A 19,976-nucleotide genomic window follows, 5' to 3' on the forward strand; every position below is an offset into this window, starting at 1 on the left:
GCCACTAGATGACGGAAGGGTGTGAAGCATGGCGTTCGAGGTCAGTGCAGCGACTCTGCACACCGCCGCGAGTGACGTGCGGTCCACGCGCAGCGACGTCGACGGCGAGCTCAAGAAGCTGTGGAACGTGGTCGACGACCTGGCCATGGCCTGGAAGGGCCAGGCCTCCACGGGCTTCCAGGGCCTGATGAACCGCTGGACCGAGGACACGGCGAAGCTGCTCACGGCGATGGACAACATCGCGGACCTGCTCGACAAGTCCGGCACCACGCACCAGGTCAACGACGAAGAGCAGCAGCAGATGCTGGACAAGTTCCACGCTGCGCTCAACCCGTGATCCGCGAAGACAGGCAGAGGAGGAATCGATGAGCATCAAGGTTGACTACGCTGTCCTCGAGAGCAGCAACCAGCAGATGCAGGCCATCTCGCGGACCATCGACGAGAAGCTGGACACGCTGCGGTCGATGCTGAGCAAGCTCGAGTGGGAGGGCCAGGACCGGGTCGCCTACGAGCAGCACCAGGCCCAGTGGGACGCTGCCGTGCGGGACATCAACAAGGTCCTCAACGAGATCGGCGGCGCGGTGGGCATCGCGCGCGAGAACTACATGACCACGGAGATGAGCAACTCCAAGGTCTGGGGCAACTGACCCGACCGGTCAACGACGGCTCCGCTCCGGCTCGCGCCGGGCGGAGCCGCTGCGTTTTCCCGTGCGGTGGGGAGGCGGCGCCCTCCCGGGAGGTGACGGGGCCGGGTCAGGCGCCACGGGGGAGGTCGCGACGGCCGGGGCGCCAGCCGCGTCGCCGCCCGCGTACCAGGATCGGGCGCAGCGTGAGCAGGACGCCGGCCAGCAGCCCGCCGACGACGGCGACCCAGATCGCGACCGTGCGCTGCCAGGCCAGTGGGTCGGCGGCCGGCGCCGGCGGCGGCATCGCGCCCAGTGGGGGGTCGTCGCGGGTGCCCAGCAGGTTCGTCACCGCCCGGTAGGGATTGACCATCCCGTAGCCCACCTCGGTGTTGTGCCCGTCGGGCGGGTTGTCCGCCGTGCGGGTCAACCGGTAGGCCACCTCCTCGGGGCTGATCTCGGGGTGCGCGGCCCGCACCAGCGCGGCCACCCCCGAGACGTACGCGGTGGCGAAGCTCGTCCCGCCCTGCGGCTCGGCGCGGTAGCCGGCACCCTGCGGGGCGGGGCCGACGATGTTCAGGCCCGGGCCGGCGATGTCCACGTAGTCCGCGCTGACCGAGCTGCCCACGTGGCCGCCCTGCTCGTCGATGCCGGCGACGGCGATGACCCCCGGGTACGCCGCGGGGTAGGCCGGCCGGTCCTCCCGGTTCTCCTGCCGGTTGCCGGCGGAGGCCACCACGATCACGCCCTTGCCCAGGGCGTAGGTGACGGCCGACCGGAGGGCCGGGTCGTCGAGCGTGACCAGGGACAGATTGATCACGTCGGCGTCGTGGTCGACCGCCCAGCGGATCGCCCGGCCGATCTCGCCCGGCACGTCCGGGTCGAAGTTCTCCTTGTTCTCGGCCAGCACGCGCAGTGGCAGGATGCGGGCCTCGGGCGCGATGCCGGTGTACGGCGAGCCGGTGCCCTCCCGGCCGGCGATGATGCCCGCCACCATGGTGCCGTGACCGACCAGGTCGCACTGCCCGCGCAGGTGGACCAACTGGTTGAAGTCCTCGCCCGGCAGCACCCGGCCGCGCAGCAACGGGTGGCTCGGCGAGACGCCGGAGTCGACCACCGCGACCGTGACGCCCTGCCCCTTGCCGACCCGCCAGGCGGCGGCCGGGTCGAGCCGGCTCAGCGCCCAGGGCATCTCGGTGGGGGCCGGGCCGCCGGTGGGCCCGCACGCGGGCGCCGCGACCGCCGGCGTCGGCACCGCCAGCGTGCCGCCGACCAGGGCGGCGAGCGCCGCTCCGCACAGGACGGACCTGATCCGGTGTCCGGCACGGACGCGCCCCGTCGTCCCGTTCGCCAGCAAGCTGTCGCGCACGCGGTGAGATTACCGTCGCGGCCGTGTGCGCGTGGGAACGGGCGGTCGCGCGAGGACGGTCAGTGTTCGGCGGTGTCGCCGGTCGGCTCGGCGCCGAACAGGTCGAGCAGCGCACCGACCTGCTGGTCGGCCTCCGCCGGGTGCCGGAAGCGCCCGTTCGGGTTGACCGTGTATTCGTTGCGCCGGCCCACCCGGGTGCGGCGGAGGTAACCACCGGCCTCCAGGTCGGCGACGATGGCCTGGGCCGCCCGCTCGGTGACGCCCACCTCGTCGGCCACGTCCCGCAGGCGCGCGGTGGGGTTGCGCGCGATGGCCAGCAGGACGTGCCCGTGATTGGTGAGGAAGGTCCAGTTCTTGCGGCTCCCGTCCTCGGCCGGTGTGGTCGCCATGGTGGTCATCGTATGGCTCCTTCCGTCGTCGCCCCGACCCGGCACGGTCGACGAGGGTGACGTATGAAATGCGTATCACGAAATCTTGACGTGCCATGGGTCGCGTGTGACGGTGGGTCGCGGGGCCGACACCGCCGCCGGCCGGCCTGACGGCTCCGCGAGGACGAGGTGAGCAGCATGATCCCGACCACCCCCGACGAGGCACTCGCCGAACTGCGTGCCGGTAACCACCGGTTCGTCACCGGTGTGCCGCAGCACCCGAACCAGGACGCCGGGCACCGGGCGGCGGTCGCCGACGGTCAGCACCCGTTCGCGGTGATCGTCGGGTGCTCCGACTCGCGACTCGCCGCCGAGATCATCTTCGACCGCGGCCTCGGTGACCTCTTCGTGGTGCGTACCGCCGGCCACACCGCCGGCCCGGAGGTGCTGGGCAGCGTGGAGTACGCGGTCACCGTGCTCGGCACGCCGCTGGTGGTGGTGCTCGGCCACGACTCGTGCGGCGCGGTCCAGGCGGCCCGCGAGGCGGTCCGCACCGGCTCCGCCCCGGCCGGACACCTGGGCGCGGTGGTGGACGCCGTCTCACCCAGCCTGCTCCGGGCCGGTCGCCAGGGAGTCGAGGATCTCGACGGCATCATCGACGTGCACATCGCCCAGACGGTGGAGACCCTGCTGGCCCGCTCCTCGGTGCTCGCCGCGAAGGTGGCCGGCGGGGCCTGCGCGGTGGTCGGCATGTCGTACCGGCTCAGTGGCGGCGAGGTCCGGACGGTGGCGCAGTCGCCGGCCCCGCTGCCGTCACCGGCCGCGTCGGCGGACGCGGCGCTCGCCGGCTGACCGGGAAACGGATACGCGAAAGGGGCCGCCCACGGGCGGCCCCTTTGTCGTACGCGCGCGTCAGAGCAGCGACATGTGCACGTGGTCGGTGTGGTTGGAGGGCCCGCTGTAGGAACTCCAGCCGGTCGCCGGGAACCAGATCTGCCGGTTCCAGATCACGTAGTAGATGCCCAGCCGGTCGGCGTTGCGGATGAGGAAGGCGGCCACCTCGTTGCCGTACCGGCGGGTGTCGTTGTTGTGCCACGGTGCGAAGCCGCTGTTCTGCAACGACCAGTCGCACGCCTTGCCCTTGGGGTGCTCCCACGGCCCGCCGGGGCGGTAGCAGCCCACGAAGCGGTTGAACCCGGCGCGCTTGACCTCCTTGTACGCGTGCAGGGTGCGCGGCGTGACGCAGCCCGAGGTGGTCGGGTCGTTCTCACTGCACGACTCGGACTTCCACCCGCCGTCGGCGGTGCGGCCGGGGCCGATCTTGGCAACCGGCGAGGTGGCCGAGACCAGGCCACCGGTGAAGTCCAGCCCGCCGACCAGCTTCAGCGCCTTCTGCGCCTCGACCTTCTCGCGGGCCATCGCGTTCGCCTGCTTCTCCTGCTCCCGCACCTCGGCGTCGAGCGCGATCTTGGCCCGCTCGGCGCGGCCCTTCACCTCGTTGATGGCGGCGAGTCGCTGCGCGTTGAACAGGTTCAGCTCGTCGAGGGCGCTGGCCCGCTGGACGAACGAGTCGGGGGAGTCGCTCTCCAGCAGCATCGCCATGGCGCCGACGCGACCGGTCCGGTAGGACTGTGCCGCGATCTCGCTCACCTGCGGGCTGAGCGCGTCGAGCTGGTTCTGCGCCGCCTTCACCTCCAGCGCGAGCTGGAGCTGCCGCTTGCGGGACGTGTCCAACTTCGACTTGGCCTGGAGGTAGGCGCGGTTGGCGGCGGTGACGGCCTCGCTGATCAGCGGTGGGTCGTCGTCCTCCGAGTGGCCCGAGGGGTTCGGGGCGGCGGTGCCGGGGGCCGCCGAGGCCGGCGTCGGCCCGGCCAGCACGGCAAGAGCGGCGAGCACGGCCACCACGGGTGTCAGCCAGCGGCGCAGGGGTGCCGTCACAGTGTTCCCTTCCGTCGACCGCCGACCGGGTTAGCTGACGGGTTCGGGACGGAAGCGGCCCCTTCCGCTGGCGCGGATTCACCCCATGTACCTGGTTCCCCGGCTCGCCCGGAGGCGATTGGGCGGCGGCACCGCAGGCGCCGGTGCGCGCCTTCGGCGGTGACCGGCAGCGAGGTTACCCGAGACCACTCCCGGGGATCTACGTCCGGAAGCCGACCAATCGCGAGAATTCGCCACCGCCCAGCGTGACCAGCATCGCGTTTGGAATCGGCCGTCACGCTGCGCAGTGTCACCATGCGGCCTCCGTGCTCCTGCCCCCGCCGGACCGGCCCTCGCCGAGCGCCTCCCACGCGTCCTCCCGGGGCGACGGCGGCCGGGGCGTCGCGGGTCCGGCGGCCCGCCCGGCGCGACCGGCGGTGGTCACGACCGCGGCCAGCGCGGTGGTCAGCGGTACGGCGGCGATCAGGCCCAGCGTGGCCACCGCGCTACGGACGATCTCCTGGGCGAGGAACTCGCTGGTGAGCAGCTGACCCACCGGGCGGGAGTCGGCGACCAGCAGGAGCAGCAGCGGCAGCGAGGCGCCCGCGTACGCCAGCACGATGGTGTTGACGGTGGACGCGATGTGCGCCCGGCCCACCCGGGTGGCCGCCCGGTAGAGCTGCCGTCGGGACAGCCCTGGGTTGGCGTGCGCCAGCTCGGTGACGGTGGCCGCCTGGGTGACGGTGACGTCGTCCAGCACGCCGAGCGAACCGATGATGATGCCGGCCAGCAGCAGTCCGTGCAGGTCCACGTCACCCTGGAACATCGACAGCGTGGTGGCGTCCTCGCTGCCGAAGCCGGTCAGGTGGGTGGCGGCGGTGGCCACCGTGCCCAGCACTCCGGTGATCACCAGGCTGCCGAGCGTGCCCAGCACCGCCACCGACGTCTGCGCGGTGATCCCGTGGGTCAGGTAGAGCACCACGAACATGATCAGTGCGGCGCCGACGATCGCCACCAGCAGCGGCGACTGCCCGGCGCCGATGCCGGGGAGCACGAAGCCGAGCAGGATGGCGAAGCTGGCCACCAGCCCGCCCAGCGCGGCCAGCCCGCGCCAGCGGCCGAACGCCACGATCGCGGCGGCGAAGAGGGCCACCAGCCAGATCAGCGGCGTACCGCGCTGGTGCTCGGCGATGTTGTAGGTCTTCACCGACGGGTCGCCCGGGTCGACCAGCTCGACCAGGATCACCTCGTCACCGACCGCGACCCGGGGCGCGCCGGGTCCGGTGGGGACCGGCGTCTCGACCTGCCGGCCCGCGTCCGGCCCCTGCTCGGCGGCGACGGTCACGGTGCCGCAGGGGCCGCCGGTGTCGCCCTCGGGCGACTCGGGCGTCGGCGGGCAGGGCTCGGTCACCACCCGGGTCACCGTGCCGTGGTAGCGCGGCACGTCCGCGCCGCCGTCCACCGGGTCGCGGTCCGCCCGGGGCCAGAGCACCAGCGCCGCGATCACGGTGAGCACGAAGAGCGGCACCACGGTGGCGATCAGGAGCCGGCGTACGCCCGGCGGCGCGGCGGCTGCGGGACGGGTGTGATCGGCGCCCACGGCGTCTCTCCCAACGGTCGCGGCGGAACCGGGTCACCGGACCGGTCGGGTCACCGGGGCCGGCGCGGACGCGTGGGGATCACGCCCGGGTCGTCGCCCGGCCATGGTATCCAGGGCGGCCCGCGCCGCCGGTGGACGCCGGATCAGGCCAGGCCGGCGCGTCGACGTCGGTAGTCGTCCTCGTCGATCTCGCCGCGGGCGTACCGCTCGTCGAGAATGCGCCGGGCCGTGCCGGGCGACGCGCGGTCCGGGCCGGGCATCCGCACCACGAACCAGACGAGCCCCGCCAGCACCGCCAGCACCAGCAGGGACCAGATCCACATCCAGCCCATCATCGGGCCCGACCACATCATCCGGCCGCCCTCCGTCCGTCGGCTCCGGGGCGGCGCGACCGCCGGCCCCGGCCACCTCGACGGTACGTCTCCCGGCCGGTCGGCGGACCGGGTCGGGCGGCCCGTTCCGGGGGTCGGAGGTCCCGGTCAGCCGCGCTTCATCAGGCGGCCGACGGCGGCCATCATCTCGGACGCCATCTCGTCGGCCCGGCCCTCGGCGGCCCCCTCGTGCATGCAGTGCCGGGCGTGCCCGTCCAGCAGGCCCAGGCCGACCTTGTCCAGCGCGGCCTGGATGGCCGAGATCTGGGTCAGCACGTCGATGCAGTAGCGGTCGTCCTCGACCATCTTCTCGATGCCCCGGACCTGACCCTCGATGCGGCGGAGCCGGGCGAGGAGCTGGTCCTTGCTGGCGGTGTAGCCCCGGGTCGGGGTGGGCGGCGTGGTCATGAGATCGAGGATAGCGTACCCCTCGGGGGTATGCTAACGTGCCATGAGTACCCCAGGGGGGTATGGGATCGGAGGGACGCGATGGAGACCACCTACCAGGTGCGGGGCATGACCTGCGGGCACTGCGTCACCGCGGTGAGCACCGAGCTGAGCGCACTGCCGGACGTCACCGACGTCCAGATCGACCTGGCCACCGGCCGGGTCACCGTCACCAGCCGGAGCCCGCTGGATGCGGACGCCGTACGCGCCGCCGTGGACGAGGCCGGTTACGACCTCGTCGGGGCGTGACGGGTCCGCGGACCCGACGACACGAGGAGACACCATGAACACGGCGACGAAGCTGAGCGGCTTCGCCCTCGGCCTCGTGGCGGTGTTCGGCGCGGCGTACGGGATCGGTCACGTGGCCGGTCCCGACGCCCCGGCCGCCGACACCCGCCACGACGACACCGACGCCGGCCACGGCGACCAGGGTCACGCCGGGGAGGCGGCCGCCCGCCTGCCCGGCGGGCTGCTCGTCTCCGAGCGCGGCTACACGTTCCAGCCGACGGCTGCGCCCGAGGGGCAGTTCGCGTTCCGGATCACCGGCCCGGACGGCCGGCCGGTCACCCGCTACGACGTGGCCCACGACAAGCGCATGCACCTGATCGTCGCCCGCCGCGACCTCTCCGGCTTCCGGCACGTGCACCCGGAGCTGGCCGACGACGGCACCTGGCGGGTCGCCTCACCGCTCGCCGGGCCGGGCGTGTGGCGGGCGTTCGCCGACTTCACCCCGACCGGCGGGGAGCCGTTGACGCTCGGCGTCGACGTCACCGTCCCCGGCACGCTGGCCGCGCGACCGTTGCCGCCACCGGCCACCAGCACCACGGTCGACGGCTACACCGTCACGCTCACCGGCGCGCCGGAGCCCGGCCGCACCAGCCGGCTCACGCTCTCGGTCAGCCGGGACGGCCGGCCGGTCACCGACCTCCAGCCCTACCTCGGGGCGTACGGCCACCTGGTGGCGCTGCGCCAGGGTGACCTGGCCTACCTGCACGTGCACCCGGAGGGCACGCCCGGCGACGGGCGCACGCCGGCCGGACCGGCGATCACGTTCGCGGCGGAGGTGCCGTCGGTCGGCGCGTACCGTCTCTACCTGGACTTCCGGCACGGCGACGCGGTGCACACCGCCGAGTTCACCGTCGTGGCCGGCGACCAGGCCCCGCCGGCGCCCACCGGGCCGGCGACCACCACCGCACCGACCCCGGACGCCGGACACGGCACCCCGGGGCACGGGCACAGTTGACCGGGGAGGTGCCGCGATGACCACCACGGGAAAGACGCTTCCGACCGCGCCGAACCTGATCGAACTCGCGATCGGCGGCATGACCTGCGCGTCGTGCGCCGCCCGGATCGAGAAGAAGCTCAACCGGATGGACGGCGTCGAGGCCACGGTGAACTACGCCACCGAGAAGGCCACCGTCCGGTACGCCGACGAGGTCACGCCGGACGACCTGATCGCCACCGTGGAGAAGACCGGCTACACGGCCGCGGTGCCGCCGCCGCCCGCCCGGGCGGACGCGACCATGAGCGCCGAGCCGGTGGACGAACTGCGCGGGGCGCGTACCCGGTTGTGGGTCTCGGCGGTGCTGACCCTGCCGGTGATCGTGCTGGCCATGGTGCCGGCCTGGCAGTTCGACCACTGGCAGTGGGCCTCGCTCACGCTGGCCGCTCCGGTGGTGGTGTGGGGCGGGCTGCCGTTCCACCGGGCCGCGCTGGTCAACCTGCGCCACGGCGCGGCGACCATGGACACCCTGGTCTCGCTCGGCACGCTGGCCGCGTTCGGCTGGTCGCTCTGGGCGCTCTTCCTCGGCGACGCGGGTATGCCCGGGATGACGCACCCGTTCCGCTTCGACATCACCCGGGGCGACGGCGCCGGCAACATCTACCTGGAGGCCGCCGCCGGGGTGACCGTCTTCATCCTGGCCGGGCGTTACTTCGAGGCCCGTGCCAAGCGCACCGCCGGCTCCGCCCTGCGTGCCCTGCTCGAACTGGGCGCGAAGGACGTGGCGGTGCTGCGCGGCGGGCAGGAGACCCGGATCCCGGTCGACCAGCTCGCGGTCTCCGACCGGTTCGTGGTCCGGCCCGGGGAGAAGGTCGCCACCGACGGGGTGGTCGAGGAGGGCACCTCCGCGGTCGACGCCAGCATGCTCACCGGCGAGTCGGTGCCGGTCGAGGTCGGGCCGGGCGACGCCGTGGTGGGCGCGACCGTCAACGCCGGTGGCCGGCTGGTGGTCCGCGCCACCCGGGTCGGCGGGGACACCCAGCTCGCCCAGATGGCCCGGCTGGTGGAGCAGGCGCAGACCGGCAAGGCGGCCGTGCAGCGGCTGGCCGATCGGATCTCCGGGGTCTTCGTGCCGATCGTGATCGCCCTGGCCGCCGGCACGCTGGGCTGGTGGCTCGGCACCGGCGCCGGTCCGACCGCCGCGTTCACCGCCGCCGTGGCCGTGCTCATCATCGCCTGCCCCTGCGCGCTCGGCCTGGCCACCCCGACCGCGCTGCTGGTCGGCACCGGGCGCGGCGCGCAGCTCGGCGTGCTGATCAAGGGGCCGGAGGTGCTGGAGTCCACCCGACAGGTCGACACCGTGGTGCTGGACAAGACCGGCACCGTCACCACCGGGCGGATGGCGCTGGCCGAGGTGCTGCCCGCCGGCGGCGAGGACGCCGGGGAACTGCTCCGGCTGGCCGGCGCGCTGGAGGCGGCCTCCGAGCACCCGATCGCCCGGGCGGTGGCCGAGGCGGCGGTCGACGCCGGGCCGCTGCCGGCCGTCACCGACTTCGCCAACGCCGAAGGGCTCGGCGTGACCGGCACGGTCGACGGCCGCAGCGTGGTGGTCGGTCGGGCACGGCTGCTGGGGGAGCGCGGTCTCGACGTACCCGAGGAGGTCGCGCGGGCGGCGACCGGCGCGGAGGCCGCCGGCCGCACGGCGGTCCTGGCCGGCTGGGACGGCCGGGCCCGGGGGGTGCTCGCGGTGGCCGACGCGGTGAAGCCGACCAGCCGAGCGGCGGTCGACCGGCTGCGCGACCTGGGGCTCACCCCGGTGCTGCTCACCGGCGACAACGCCACCGTGGCGCACGCGGTGGCCGCCGAGGTGGGCATCGACGAGGTGATCGCGGAGGTGCTGCCCGCCGACAAGGTGGCAGTGGTCGAGCGGCTCCAGGGCGAGGGCCGGGTGGTCGCCATGGTCGGCGACGGGGTCAACGACGCCGCCGCGCTGGCCCGGGCCGACCTCGGGCTGGCCATGGGCACCGGCACCGACGTGGCCATCGAGGCCGCCGACCTGACCCTGGTCCGGGGCGACCTGCGGGCCGCGGCGGACGCCATCCGGCTGTCCCGCCGCACCCTGGCGATCATCAAGGGCAACCTGTTCTGGGCGTTCGCCTACAACGTGGCGGCGCTGCCGCTGGCCGCAGCCGGGCTGCTCAACCCGATGCTCGCCGGCGCGGCGATGGCCTTCTCGTCGGTGTTCGTGGTGGCGAACAGCCTGCGTCTGCGGCGGTTCCGCCCGATCGGGTGACAGGTGATTGGGCCGGCGGCCGGCGGGGTAACCAGTTGTCGTCACGCAACTGCTGAGTGGAGGTTCACCATGGGTCTCGACGACAAGATCGACAACGCGTCCCAGGACACCGCGGGCAAGGTCAAGGAGGGCGTCGGCCGGGCGACCGACAACGAGCGCCTCGAGGCCGAGGGCCGCAACGACCAGGCCGGCGCCAAGCTCAAGCAGGCCGGCGAGAAGATCAAGGACGCCTTCAAGAGCTGACGTACGACTCGCACACCCCACCGGGCCGGCCTTCGCGCCGGCCCGGCGTGCGTGCGGGTCAGCGGCGTACCCGGTAGCGGATGTGGGTGACGGTGGGTGCGGCGACCACCCGCTCCTGCTCCAGGGTGACGTCCAGCGGCCCGTCGAACAGCGGCGTGCCGCCGCCCAGCACGATCGGCACCACGTGCAACCAGAGCGAGTCGAGCAGGCCCGCCGCCAGGTAGCCGCGTACCGTGCCGCCGCCTCCCGCCACACAGACGGACCGGTCACCGGCCGCCGCCCGGGCCCGCTCCAGCGCCGCCTCGATCCCGTCGGTGACGAAGTGGAACTCCGTGCCGCCCGCCATCGGCAGCGGTTCCCTCCGGTGGTGGGTCAGCACGAAGACCGGGACCCGGAACGGCGGGTCGTCCCCCCACCATCCGGTCCACCCGAGGTCCCACCGGCCCTCGCCGCCGCCGAACATGCGCCGGCCCATCACGTACGCGCCGACGCCCTCGATCATCTCCTCGACCAACTCGGCGTCGACGTCGCGCTCGCCGCCGTTCAGGCCGTGCTCCGCGCGCCAGCTCTCGGTGGCGAAGAGCCACTCGTGCAGCCGCAGGCCGCCACGCCCGAGCGGGTCCTGCAGGCTCTGCCCCGGGGCCGCCACATAGCCGTCCAACGACATCGACAGTTGACTGAAGACCTCTCCCATGACGGGTGGACCTCCCGGGACGCCGGAACTCATCGGTCGGCGGCCAGGCGGGCGGCCCGTACCTCCAGGTAGCGGCGCTCGGGCAGGCTGGTGGTGGCCCGTGCGGCGGCCAGGTAGGCGGCCCGGGCGGCGACGCGGTCGCCGGCCAGCTCGAGCAGGTGTGCCCGGACGGCGGCGAGCCGGTGGTGGCCGGCCGTGCGGTCGTCGGCATCCAGCGGCGCGAGCAGTGCGAGGCCGGCGCGGGGCCCGTCCACCATCGCCACCGCGACCGCCTGGTTCAGCGTGACCATCGGGTTCGGGGCGATCCGGGCCAGCAGCTGGTAGAGCGCCACGATCTGCGGCCAGTCCGTGGTGGCGGCGGTGGGCGCCTCCGCGTGCACCGCCGCGATGGCCGCCTGCACCTGGTACGGGCCCGGCGCCGACCAGGTCAACGCCTCGGTCACCAGCGCGATGCCCTCGTCGATCCCGGCCCGGTCCCAGCGGGTGCGATCCTGCTCGGACAGCGGCACCAGCTCCCCGTCCGGGCCGGTGCGCGCCGCCCGGTGCGCGTCGGTGAGCAACATCAGGGCCAGCAGCCCGGCCCCCTCGCCGTCGGTCGGGAGCAGCCGGTGCAGCTCCCGGGCCAGCCGGATCGCCTCCCCGGTCAGCTCGGCCCGGTGCAGCGCGTCGCCGCTGGACGCGGTGTAGCCCTCGTTGAAGATCAGGTAGAGCACGCGCAGCACCGCGCCCAGCCGCTCGTCCCGGTCGGCCGGCGAGGGCAGCGTGAAGCGCGCCCCGCTCGCCTCGATCCGCTGCTTGGCGCGGCGGATCCGCTGACTCATGGTGGCCTCCGGCACCAGGTACGCCCGTGCGATCTCGGCGGTGCTCAGGCCGCCCACCGCCCGCAGCGTGAGCGCCACCTGGGCATTCACCGGGAGCGCCGGGTGGCAGCAGAGAAGCAGCAGCCGCAGCGTGTCGTCGCCGCTCGGCGGCTCCTCGTCGGCGGCCGGCGCGACGGTGGCGTACGCGGGTTGCCGGACCGCCACCGCGACCTCGCGCTCCCGGCGGGCGTGCTCGCTGCGCCACTCGTCGGTGAGCCGGCGGGTCGCCACCGTGACCAGCCAGGACCGGGGGTGGTCCGGGACGCCCTGCGCCGGCCACTGGGTGGCGGCGGCCAGCAGCGCCTCCTGGACGGCGTCCTCGCAGGCGTAGAACTGGCCGTGCCGGCGCACGAGCACGCCGAGGACCTGCGGCGCCAGCATGCGCAGCAGATCCTCGACCGCCCGGTCGGTCACATCTCCGTCCCGGCCTGCTCCATCACCGCGCGCACCTCCAGCACGCCGAAGCCGTGCCGCACGTCCGGCCAGCGGGCGGCGATCTCGGCGGCCCGCTCCGGGGTGTCGCAGTCCACCGTCAGGTAGCCGGCGAACTGCTCCTTGCTCTCCACGAACGGCCCGTCGGTGATCTCGGTGCCGCCGGCCGCCGGCCGTACCGTCCGGGCCTGCGACGGGTGGGCCAGCGCCTCCCCGCCGACCAGCTCACCGGACTCGGTCAGCTCCTTCATGATCTCGTCGACCTCGCCGAAGATCGCGGTGCGCTCCGCCTCGGACAGCTCCTCCACGAAGCCGGGCCGGTTCCAGATCAGCAGCATGTACTTCACGTCTCACTCCTCGGATCGGGGCCACCGTCGGTGGCGCCTCGCAGACGGGTCGGAGCCGGGCCGCCCGATCCGACATCATCGCCGAGAAAGTCAGCGGGCCCCGCGAAGCGGCCGGCGCGCCGGGGCGGTCGGGTCGAGGGAGGCGCGGTCGGCGGCGCTGGTGCCGGAGGTCCAGCCGTCCGCGTCGCGGACCTGGAGCCGGTGCCGGGTGGTGCCGGGGAAGAGCTGATCCAGGCGCTCCCGGACGGCGTCCGAGCGGGCCGCGAGCACCGGCAGCAGACGCTCGTCGTCGAGCTCCTCGGCCGCCGCCGTGCTGGCCGCCCGCAACCGCTCGCCGATCCGCAGCGCGAACGCGTTGAGGAACGACTCGTCGTAGACCTTGGTGCGTCGTCCACCGGCCCGGCCGCGTTCCGTGCGCCCGCGCAGCATCGCGGCGGTGGCCTGCACCAGCAGCGAGGTGTGCAGCAGCTCCACCGCCGCCAGGTCGGCCGGGAAGCCGAGCACGGTGGCGAAGCCCAGGTCGTCGGACCAGACCGACTCGCACCGGTTCGCCGCCGCCACCTCCTGGATCAGCAGCGCCTTCGCCCCCGCGTACGGGGCGTCGGTGCCGAGGCGTACCCCGCCCGGACGGTCCGGCCGGTCGGCCGCGGCGTCGAGCAACGCCGCGTCGATGCTGTGCCGGGCCATCAGCTCCTGCGCCTTGGCGGTGAACGCCTCCGCCTCCGCCGGGTAACCGGTCGACTCGGCCTTGGCCAGCAGCGCGCGTACGCGGTCGAGCATCCGGGAACCGGTGGCCGGGACGGCGGCGCGGGAGACGGCGGCCGAGCCGGGCGGCGGGCGCAGCGACGCGATCGGCGGCAGCCCCTCGACCAGGACGAGCGCGTCGACGGCATCGCGCAGGGCGGTGATCCGGTCGCCGTCGGCGCGGCGGTCCAGCCAGCCCGCGTCTGTGTCCCAGCGGGCGCCCAGGTCGGTGACCTGCTCGTCGAACCAGGCCGGGACGGGGTCCGGGAGCGTCCGCCGCTGGGCGGCCACGCCGTCGCGCAGCAGCCGGGCGCCGCGCGGGGTCAACCGGCGTACGGCGAGGCGGTCCAGGTCGACCGGTTGCCAGCCGCGCGGCCAGAGTCGGCCGACGGCCCGGGTGAGCCGGGCCAGCAGGGCCGCGTCGACGTCCGCGCCGGCGCCCACCACAAGCCGGTCGAGGGCCCGCTCGGCGGCGCGTACGTCGGTGCCGCGCGCCGCCGCGAGGGCGTCGTCGAGCAACTGCTCGGCTGATGACACGGGTGGCTCCCCCTGAATCCGACAGGCGGCAGGTCGCTCACCCCACCACCGACGGTACCCGGCCCGCGGGTTCAACCGTCCGGCCATGGCATCCGTACTCCTGCCCGGAGCGGGGGCGGCGCGACGGACGGAGATCGACGTGGGCGGGTACGACCGGGGTCTGCACCGACGGCGACGGCGGTCCCGGGCCGGCGTCCCGCTCCTGGTGGCGGCCCTCGTCGCGGCCGGTCTCGCGGCCGGCGGCGGATACGCCCTGCGCCGGCACCCGGACCTGCTGGCCTCGGCCGGCGTGGAGCGGACCGTGCCGGCGCAGGTGCCCGCCCCGCGCCCGACGGCGACGGCCGCCCCGGCGTCGCCGGTCCCGGCGGCCGGTCGGGTGCCGCCCGGCATCACCTACCCGCTGCGGGGTGGCGGCGGCTTCCGGACCGCCGACACCACCGGCGCGGTGGCCGGTCGCTCCGGTGAGCTGCTGCGCTACCGGGTCGCGGTCGAGGACGGCATCCGCAACGTGGACGTGGAACGCTTCGCCCGGGAGGTCGCTGCGACGCTGGCCGACCCGCGCGGCTGGACCGGGGACGGCCGGTGGCGGTTGCAGCGGGTGGGCCGGGACGGGCCGGCCGACTTCACCGTGCTGCTCACCACACCGCTGACCCGGGGTGGGCTCTGCGGCGACCCCACCGACCGCTACACCTCCTGCCGCAACGGCGACCGGGTCGTGATCAACGTGGCCCGCTGGGTGTACGGGGTGCCGCACGTGGCCGACCTCGACCTCTACCGGCAGTACCTGCTCAACCACGAGGTGGGCCATCGGCTGGGCCGGGGTCACGAGCGCTGCCCCGCCGCCGGCGGTCCGGCGCCGGTGATGGTGCAGCAGACGCTCGGGCTGCACGGCTGCGCACCCAACGCCTGGCCGCTGGTGGGCGGGGAGGCCCTGGTCGGCCCGTCCGGCCAGTACGACGACCCGATTCCGGCCGAGGACCACTGACCGGCCGGCGGGCCGGCCGCACGGGTGAATACTGGCCGGGTGGAGAGCCCCACCCGCCTGCTGCTGGTCGAGGACGACCGGGCGCTGTCCGAGCTGCTGGCCGACCTGCTCGCCGACGAGGGGTACGCGGTGGACGTGGCCGGTGACGGGCATCTCGGCCTGCACCGGGCGCTGACCCGGGACTACCAGGTGATGGTGGTCGACCGGGGGCTGCCGGCGCTGGACGGCCTGGAGCTGGTCACCCGGCTCCGGGCGCACGGGGTGACCTGCCCGGTGCTGCTGCTCACCGCCCGGGGCGCGGTGGACGACCGGGTGGCCGGACTGGACGCCGGCGCCGAGGACTACCTGGTCAAGCCGTTCGAGGTGGCGGAGCTGCTGGCCCGGCTGCGCGCGCTGCGCCGCCGGCACCCGGCGGGAGCGGACTGGCTGCCGTTGGGCCGGGGCCGCCTCGACGTGGGCAACCGTCAGGTGGTCGACGGCGCCACGGAGATCCCGCTCTCCGCCCGCGAGTTCGCCGTCCTGCACGCGCTCGCCGGGCGGCCCCGCAAGGTCTTCACCCGGGCCGAGCTGCTCAGCGCCGCCTTCGACCGGGCCGACGCGCCGGGCAGCGTGGACGCCTGCGTCCACCACCTGCGCCGCAAGCTGGGCCGCGACGCCGTCCGCACGGTGCACGGGCTGGGCTACCGGCTCGGGGGCGGCTGAGGTGGACGAGGCCCGGCTCGCCCGCGCCCGCCGGCGCAGCGTGGTCCAGACCGCCGGGGCGATCGGGCTGGTCCTGCTGCTGGTGGGCGCGCTGATGTTCGTGCTGACCAGTCGGCAGGAGTCGCGGGCGCTGAACGACGAGCTGACCCGGGTGCTGGCCGCGGCCGAGGACGTGGACGATCCCCCGCCCGGACAGTTCCTGGCGCTGCGGCGTCCCGGCGGCACGGCCGTCGAGGTGACCCCCGGGGCGTCGCCGGCGCTGACCCGGGTGCTCGACTCGGCGGTACGGCGTCCGCCCGGCCGCCACGACGCGTCCGCCGGCGACGACCGGCCGGTCCGGGTGGTGGTGCAGCGGCGGCCCGACGGCAGCGACTGGGCGGTCGCCGCCGACCTGGCCCCGCTTCGCCGCCGGCAGGGCCAGCTCGGTCTCGCCCTGCTGGTCGCCGAGCTGGCCGGGCTCGCCGGCGCGCTGGTCACGGCCACCCTGCTGGCGCGGCGGGCGGTCGCCCCGCTGGCCACCGCGCTGGGGATGCAGCGCCGGTTCGTGGCGGACGCCTCGCACGAGCTGCGCGCCCCGCTGACCGTGCTGCACACCCGGGCGCAACTGCTCGCCCGGCGGGCCCGCGACCGGCCGGCGGAGCGACTGACCGGGGAACTGGACCAGTTGGTGGCGGACACCCGGGCGCTCGGCGAGGTGGTCGAGGACCTGCTGGTGTCGGCCGCCGCGGAACACCAGCCGCTGCCGGACACCCAGGTCGACCTGGCCGAGGTCGCCCGCGAGGTGGTGGCGAGCATGTCCGCGTACGCCCGGGAGCGGGAGGTGGAGCTGCGGCTGGAGGCGGCCGGGTCGGCACCGGTGCGGGGTGCCCGCCCGGCCCTGCGGCGGGCGGTGACCGCGCTGGTGGACAACGCCCTCGGGCACGTGCCGCCGGGCGGGCACGTCACGGTGACCGTGGTCCGGCGCGACGGTCGGGTCGCCGCCGAGGTCGCCGACGACGGGGTCGGTCTGGACCCGACCGAGACGGACCGGCTCTTCGCCCGGTTCGCGCACGGCACGGCCGGCGCCGGGCGGCGGTTCGGTCTCGGCCTCGCCCTGGTCCAGCACGTGGCGCGGGCGCACCGGGGCACCGTCGAGGTGACCGGCGCGCCGGGTCGGGGCGCCACCTTCACGCTGCTGCTGCCGCCCGGCTGAGTTCCGGGCGGGCCGGCCGCAAGAACATCGCAAGAAACGGCGGGCACTGTGAGGGCCGAACCGGCTTCCGCCCCGACCGCCGAGGAGACACCGTGCCCGACTCCGTGAACGGACTGCCGCTGCACCCGCTGGTGGTGCACGCCGTGGTGGTCCTGCTGCCACTGGCCGCGCTGGGCGTGGTCGCGCTGGCCGTACGACCGGCCTGGCGCGGGCGCTTCGGCTGGCTCGTCGTGCTGGTCGCCGCGCTGGCCACCGCCGCCGTCCCGCTCGCCACCGAGAGCGGGGAGAGCCTGGAACGGCGGGTCGGCGACCCGGGTCGGCACGCCGCGCTGGGCGACCAGTTGATCTGGTTCGCGTTGCCGCTGCTGGTGGCCGCGGTCGCACTGGTCTGGCTGCACCGGCGGGCGGACCGTCCGGCCGGGGACACCCGGACGGCCGGGCCGGGCGCGCTCGGCGTGGTCGTGGCCGTGCTCGCGGTGGTCGTGGCGGCGGCGAACCTGGTTCAGGTCTACCGGGTGGGCGACTCGGGTGCGAAGGCGGTATGGGGCGACACCCCGGCAGCCACCGCCGGATCCGGCGGCGAGGACGGCGACTGACCGCCACGCCCTGCGCTCCCCGCCCACCGGTGATGGGATGGACGCCATGGATTACGTCAAGTTCGGGTCCACCGGCCTGGAGGTGTCCCGGCTCTGCCTGGGCTGCATGAGCTACGGCGAGCCGAGCCGGGGCGGCCACCCGTGGTCGCTGCCGGAGGACGCCGCCCGCCCCTTCATCCAGCAGGCGCTGGAGCTGGGCGTCACCTTCTTCGACACCGCGAACGTCTACTCCGACGGCACCAGCGAGGAGATCGTCGGCCGGGCGCTGAAGGACTTCGCCCGCCGCGACGACGTGGTGATCGCGACCAAGGTGCACGGCCGGATGGGGCCGGGTCCGAACCGGGGCGGGTTGTCCCGCAAGCACATCATGAGCGAGATCGACGCGAGCCTGCGCCGGCTCGGCACCGACTACGTGGACCTCTACCAGATCCACCGCCTCGACCCGGGCACGCCGATCGAGGAGACGCTGGAGGCCCTGCACGACCTGGTCCGGGCCGGCAAGGTCCGCTACCTCGGCGCCTCGTCGATGTACGCGTGGCAGTTCGCCAAGGCGCTCTGGCTCGCCGAGCGGCACGGCTGGACCCGGTTCGTCTCGATGCAGAACCACTACAACCTGCTCTACCGGGAGGAGGAGCGGGAGATGCTGCCGCTCTGCCTCGACCAGGGCGTCGCGGTGATCCCGTGGAGCCCGCTGGCCCGAGGGCTGTTGACCCGGGACCCGCAGGAGCGGACCGCGCGGGCGGAGACCGACGAGTTCGGCCGCACGCTCTACGCGCGTACCGAGGAGCACGACCGGGCGGTGATCGACGCGGTGGCCCGGGTGGCCGAGCGGCGCGGTGTGCCGCGGGCCCAGGTGGCGCTGGCCTGGGTGGCCCGTAACCCGGCGGTGACCGCGCCGATCGTGGGCGCCACCAAGCCGCACCACCTGACCGACGCGGTGGCCGCGCTGGACCTGGAGCTGACCGACGAGGAGGTGGCGGCGCTGGAGGCGCCGTACGTCCCGCACCCGGTGGCGGGCTTCTAGACCGGCGGGTCCGCCGGCGGCTCGGCGTCGGGCGCCGGCGGGCCCACCCACCGCGCCGTCCCGTCGACCGGTCGCGGCCACCTCACCGGGAGAACGACGCCCAGATGTTCTTGGTGGTGGCGGTGGAGTACCAGCCGACGTCGAGCGAGATCGACTGGGCCAGGAACAGCCCTCGTCCGCCCGAGTCCAGCGGATGGATGTCGGACAGCTCCGGCACCGAGCTGACGTCGTGGTCGGCCACGTCGAGCAGGAAGCAGTCGTCGGTGGCGAGCAGCGTGACGATGGTGGGCGGTCGGCCGTGCCGGAGCGCGTTGCTGGCCAGCTCGGTGACGACGAGCAGCACCATGTGCGGCACCTCGTCCAGATCCTCGCCCTGCACCAGCCCGTGCCGGTTCAGCGCGTCGCGCAGCGAGGCGCGGACGTCGCGCAGTTGCTCGGGGGTGTCGAGCACCCACCGCTCCAGCTCGGTGGCCTGTGGCGGCGGCGGCGAGGTGCGCAACTGTCCCATGATCTGGCTTTACCCTCCGTAGCGATCCGCTAAGCCCGGCCGGCGCGTGTCGACGCGTCGGCCGGGCGTCGGGCGGCGTCAGCGACGCAGCAGCGCGAAAACTCCCCAACCCAGATGTTCGCGTTGGAAGCGGACGTACCGCAGCGGGTCCTCGGTGAGCTCCCGCCGCAGCTCCGGGGCCAGTTCGTCGTCCGGGTTGGCGTCCAGCCAGCGGCGCAGGTTCAGCCAGTGCGCGGCGGCGTACCGGTCCCAGCTGTCCTGGTCGGCGAGGACCATCTCGACGAGGTCCCAGCCGCACTCGCCGAAGAGCGCGACCAGGCCGGGCAGGTCGCGGAACTCGTCCCGGGACCGGGCGTGCGACCCGACCACCGTCTCCTCGTCGGGCGGGTCGATCCGCCAGTACGGCTCGCCGACCAGCGCCATGCCGCCCGGCCGGAGTGCGCGGTCGAGCAGTTCCAGGGTGCCGGGGACGCCGCCGCCGATCCAGGTGGCGCCGACGCAGCAGGCCACGTCGACCGGACGCTCCGGGACGTACGCGGCGGCGTCGCCGTGCACGAACCGGACCCGGTCGGCGACGCCCAGCCCGGCGGCGCGGTCCCGGGCGGCGGCGGTGAAGACGGTGCTGATGTCGACCCCGGTGCCGGTGATCGCGTGGTCCCGGGCCCAGGTGCAGAGCAGTTCGCCCTTGCCGCTGCACAGGTCGAGCAGCTCGGCACCGGGCGTAAGTCTGATCGCCCGGCCGAGCGTGGCCAGTTTGGCCTCGTCGATCGGGTTGAGGACGCGGAGGTCACCCTCGCGGATGGTGAAGCTACGTGGCAGATCCATGGTGGTCGCTCCGATGGCAGAAGAGGGTTGCGGGCGGGTCGATCCGGTTCGGCGCGGTCGGCACGGGCACCAAAACA

At 74.5% G+C, this 19,976-nt stretch carries 24 protein-coding genes and 1 riboswitch; of the genes, 12 read left to right on the forward strand and 12 right to left on the reverse strand.

Features of this window, described 5'->3' with window-relative positions; all coding sequences use genetic code 11:
* Positions 1–28: 28 nt before the first annotated feature.
* Together ACN27B_RS12600 and ACN27B_RS12605 are read left to right on the forward strand one after the other, a co-directional pair.
* Positions 29–337 carry a WXG100 family type VII secretion target gene (locus tag ACN27B_RS12600; protein ID WP_091583107.1) on the forward strand — a complete coding sequence of 103 codons (309 nt, stop codon included), beginning with the start codon at positions 29–31 and terminating at the stop codon, positions 335–337.
* A 28-nt stretch (positions 338–365) separates the two neighbouring features.
* A complete protein-coding gene (locus ACN27B_RS12605; RefSeq protein WP_099162778.1) occupies positions 366–647 on the forward strand; it encodes a WXG100 family type VII secretion target in 282 nt (93 codons plus the stop codon).
* Positions 648–753: 106 nt separating this feature from the next.
* Here the strand turns inward: ACN27B_RS12605 and mycP are convergent, their stop codons facing one another.
* Both mycP and ACN27B_RS12615 read right to left on the reverse strand, forming a co-directional pair.
* Positions 754–1,992: a type VII secretion-associated serine protease mycosin gene (mycP, locus tag ACN27B_RS12610; RefSeq protein WP_422745073.1), complete on the reverse strand. Its 1,239-nt coding sequence runs from the start codon at positions 1,990–1,992 to the stop codon at positions 754–756.
* 59 nt (positions 1,993–2,051) lie between these two features.
* On the reverse strand, positions 2,052–2,390 hold the full coding sequence (locus ACN27B_RS12615; protein ID WP_099162777.1) for a helix-turn-helix transcriptional regulator: 339 nt from the start codon (positions 2,388–2,390) through the stop codon (positions 2,052–2,054).
* A gap of 168 nt (positions 2,391–2,558) precedes the next feature.
* Here ACN27B_RS12615 and ACN27B_RS12620 point away from each other — a divergent pair, with 168 nt between their 5' ends.
* On the forward strand, positions 2,559–3,212 hold the full coding sequence (locus ACN27B_RS12620; protein WP_099162776.1) for a carbonic anhydrase: 654 nt from the start codon (positions 2,559–2,561) through the stop codon (positions 3,210–3,212).
* Positions 3,213–3,272: 60 nt separating this feature from the next.
* Here ACN27B_RS12620 and ACN27B_RS12625 read toward each other — a convergent pair whose 3' ends face one another.
* The 4 genes from ACN27B_RS12625 to ACN27B_RS12640 all read right to left on the reverse strand — a co-directional run bounded on the left by ACN27B_RS12625 (position 3,273) and on the right by ACN27B_RS12640 (position 6,656).
* Complete coding sequence (locus ACN27B_RS12625) at positions 3,273–4,298, reverse strand: coiled-coil domain-containing protein (RefSeq protein ID WP_099162775.1); 1,026 nt, start codon at positions 4,296–4,298, stop codon at positions 3,273–3,275.
* A gap of 4 nt (positions 4,299–4,302) precedes the next feature.
* Positions 4,303–4,433, reverse strand: a riboswitch (cyclic di-AMP (ydaO/yuaA leader).
* Positions 4,434–4,587: 154 nt separating this feature from the next.
* Complete coding sequence (locus ACN27B_RS12630; RefSeq protein WP_099162774.1) at positions 4,588–5,877, reverse strand: YibE/F family protein; 1,290 nt, start codon at positions 5,875–5,877, stop codon at positions 4,588–4,590.
* Positions 5,878–6,020: 143 nt separating this feature from the next.
* A complete protein-coding gene (locus ACN27B_RS12635; RefSeq protein WP_246247961.1) occupies positions 6,021–6,200 on the reverse strand; it encodes an SHOCT domain-containing protein in 180 nt (59 codons plus the stop codon).
* Positions 6,201–6,356: 156 nt separating this feature from the next.
* Entirely contained in the window at positions 6,357–6,656 is a 300-nt protein-coding gene (locus ACN27B_RS12640) for a metal-sensitive transcriptional regulator (RefSeq protein WP_091583077.1), read from the reverse strand.
* A gap of 81 nt (positions 6,657–6,737) precedes the next feature.
* Between ACN27B_RS12640 and ACN27B_RS12645 the strand changes: the two genes are divergently transcribed.
* The 4 genes from ACN27B_RS12645 to ACN27B_RS12660 all read left to right on the forward strand — a co-directional run bounded on the left by ACN27B_RS12645 (position 6,738) and on the right by ACN27B_RS12660 (position 10,453).
* Positions 6,738–6,944 (forward strand): heavy-metal-associated domain-containing protein, encoded by a 207-nt coding sequence (locus ACN27B_RS12645; RefSeq protein WP_091583071.1) that lies wholly within the window; start codon positions 6,738–6,740, stop codon positions 6,942–6,944.
* Between the two features lie 34 nt (positions 6,945–6,978).
* Positions 6,979–7,938, forward strand: coding sequence for a hypothetical protein (locus ACN27B_RS12650; protein ID WP_422745077.1), 960 nt, complete (start codon positions 6,979–6,981; stop codon positions 7,936–7,938).
* Positions 7,939–7,954: 16 nt separating this feature from the next.
* Entirely contained in the window at positions 7,955–10,210 is a 2,256-nt protein-coding gene (locus ACN27B_RS12655; RefSeq protein WP_422745079.1) for a heavy metal translocating P-type ATPase, read from the forward strand.
* A 69-nt stretch (positions 10,211–10,279) separates the two neighbouring features.
* Positions 10,280–10,453, forward strand: a complete 174-nt coding sequence (locus ACN27B_RS12660; RefSeq protein ID WP_013283784.1) for a CsbD family protein — start codon at positions 10,280–10,282, stop codon at positions 10,451–10,453.
* A gap of 58 nt (positions 10,454–10,511) precedes the next feature.
* Here the strand turns inward: ACN27B_RS12660 and ACN27B_RS12665 are convergent, their stop codons facing one another.
* From ACN27B_RS12665 to ACN27B_RS12680, 4 genes are all read right to left on the reverse strand, one after another.
* A complete protein-coding gene (locus ACN27B_RS12665) occupies positions 10,512–11,147 on the reverse strand; it encodes a dihydrofolate reductase family protein (RefSeq protein ID WP_357625701.1) in 636 nt (211 codons plus the stop codon).
* A gap of 29 nt (positions 11,148–11,176) precedes the next feature.
* Positions 11,177–12,421: an RNA polymerase sigma factor gene (locus ACN27B_RS12670; protein ID WP_422745082.1), complete on the reverse strand. Its 1,245-nt coding sequence runs from the start codon at positions 12,419–12,421 to the stop codon at positions 11,177–11,179.
* Positions 12,418–12,777, reverse strand: a complete 360-nt coding sequence (locus ACN27B_RS12675; protein ID WP_245667010.1) for a YciI family protein — start codon at positions 12,775–12,777, stop codon at positions 12,418–12,420. The genes ACN27B_RS12670 and ACN27B_RS12675 overlap by 4 nt, the downstream gene beginning before the upstream one ends.
* 99 nt (positions 12,778–12,876) lie before the next feature.
* The gene (locus tag ACN27B_RS12680; protein ID WP_422745084.1) at positions 12,877–14,067 is read right to left on the reverse strand and encodes a DUF2786 domain-containing protein; all 1,191 of its coding nucleotides are present in this window, start codon (positions 14,065–14,067) and stop codon (positions 12,877–12,879) included.
* A gap of 85 nt (positions 14,068–14,152) precedes the next feature.
* Here ACN27B_RS12680 and ACN27B_RS12685 point away from each other — a divergent pair, with 85 nt between their 5' ends.
* The 5 genes from ACN27B_RS12685 to ACN27B_RS12705 all read left to right on the forward strand — a co-directional run bounded on the left by ACN27B_RS12685 (position 14,153) and on the right by ACN27B_RS12705 (position 18,566).
* The gene (locus tag ACN27B_RS12685) at positions 14,153–15,052 is read left to right on the forward strand and encodes a DUF3152 domain-containing protein (RefSeq protein ID WP_422745086.1); all 900 of its coding nucleotides are present in this window, start codon (positions 14,153–14,155) and stop codon (positions 15,050–15,052) included.
* A gap of 39 nt (positions 15,053–15,091) precedes the next feature.
* On the forward strand, positions 15,092–15,754 hold the full coding sequence (locus tag ACN27B_RS12690; RefSeq protein WP_422745088.1) for a response regulator transcription factor: 663 nt from the start codon (positions 15,092–15,094) through the stop codon (positions 15,752–15,754).
* Position 15,755: 1 nt separating this feature from the next.
* The gene (locus ACN27B_RS12695; protein WP_422745090.1) at positions 15,756–16,946 is read left to right on the forward strand and encodes a sensor histidine kinase; all 1,191 of its coding nucleotides are present in this window, start codon (positions 15,756–15,758) and stop codon (positions 16,944–16,946) included.
* A 92-nt stretch (positions 16,947–17,038) separates the two neighbouring features.
* The gene (locus ACN27B_RS12700) at positions 17,039–17,542 is read left to right on the forward strand and encodes a DUF2231 domain-containing protein (protein WP_099162764.1); all 504 of its coding nucleotides are present in this window, start codon (positions 17,039–17,041) and stop codon (positions 17,540–17,542) included.
* A 46-nt stretch (positions 17,543–17,588) separates the two neighbouring features.
* Entirely contained in the window at positions 17,589–18,566 is a 978-nt protein-coding gene (locus tag ACN27B_RS12705) for an aldo/keto reductase (RefSeq protein WP_422745953.1), read from the forward strand.
* Between the two features lie 82 nt (positions 18,567–18,648).
* Here the strand turns inward: ACN27B_RS12705 and ACN27B_RS12710 are convergent, their stop codons facing one another.
* Both ACN27B_RS12710 and ACN27B_RS12715 read right to left on the reverse strand, forming a co-directional pair.
* Positions 18,649–19,074, reverse strand: a complete 426-nt coding sequence (locus ACN27B_RS12710) for an ATP-binding protein (RefSeq protein WP_099162763.1) — start codon at positions 19,072–19,074, stop codon at positions 18,649–18,651.
* A 78-nt stretch (positions 19,075–19,152) separates the two neighbouring features.
* Positions 19,153–19,899, reverse strand: coding sequence for an SAM-dependent methyltransferase (locus ACN27B_RS12715; RefSeq protein WP_099162762.1), 747 nt, complete (start codon positions 19,897–19,899; stop codon positions 19,153–19,155).
* Positions 19,900–19,976: the final 77 nt, after the last annotated feature.

It is taken from the genome of Micromonospora sp. WMMD754, from assembly GCF_049315235.1.
GTDB classification, from domain to species: domain Bacteria; phylum Actinomycetota; class Actinomycetes; order Mycobacteriales; family Micromonosporaceae; genus Micromonospora; species Micromonospora sediminicola.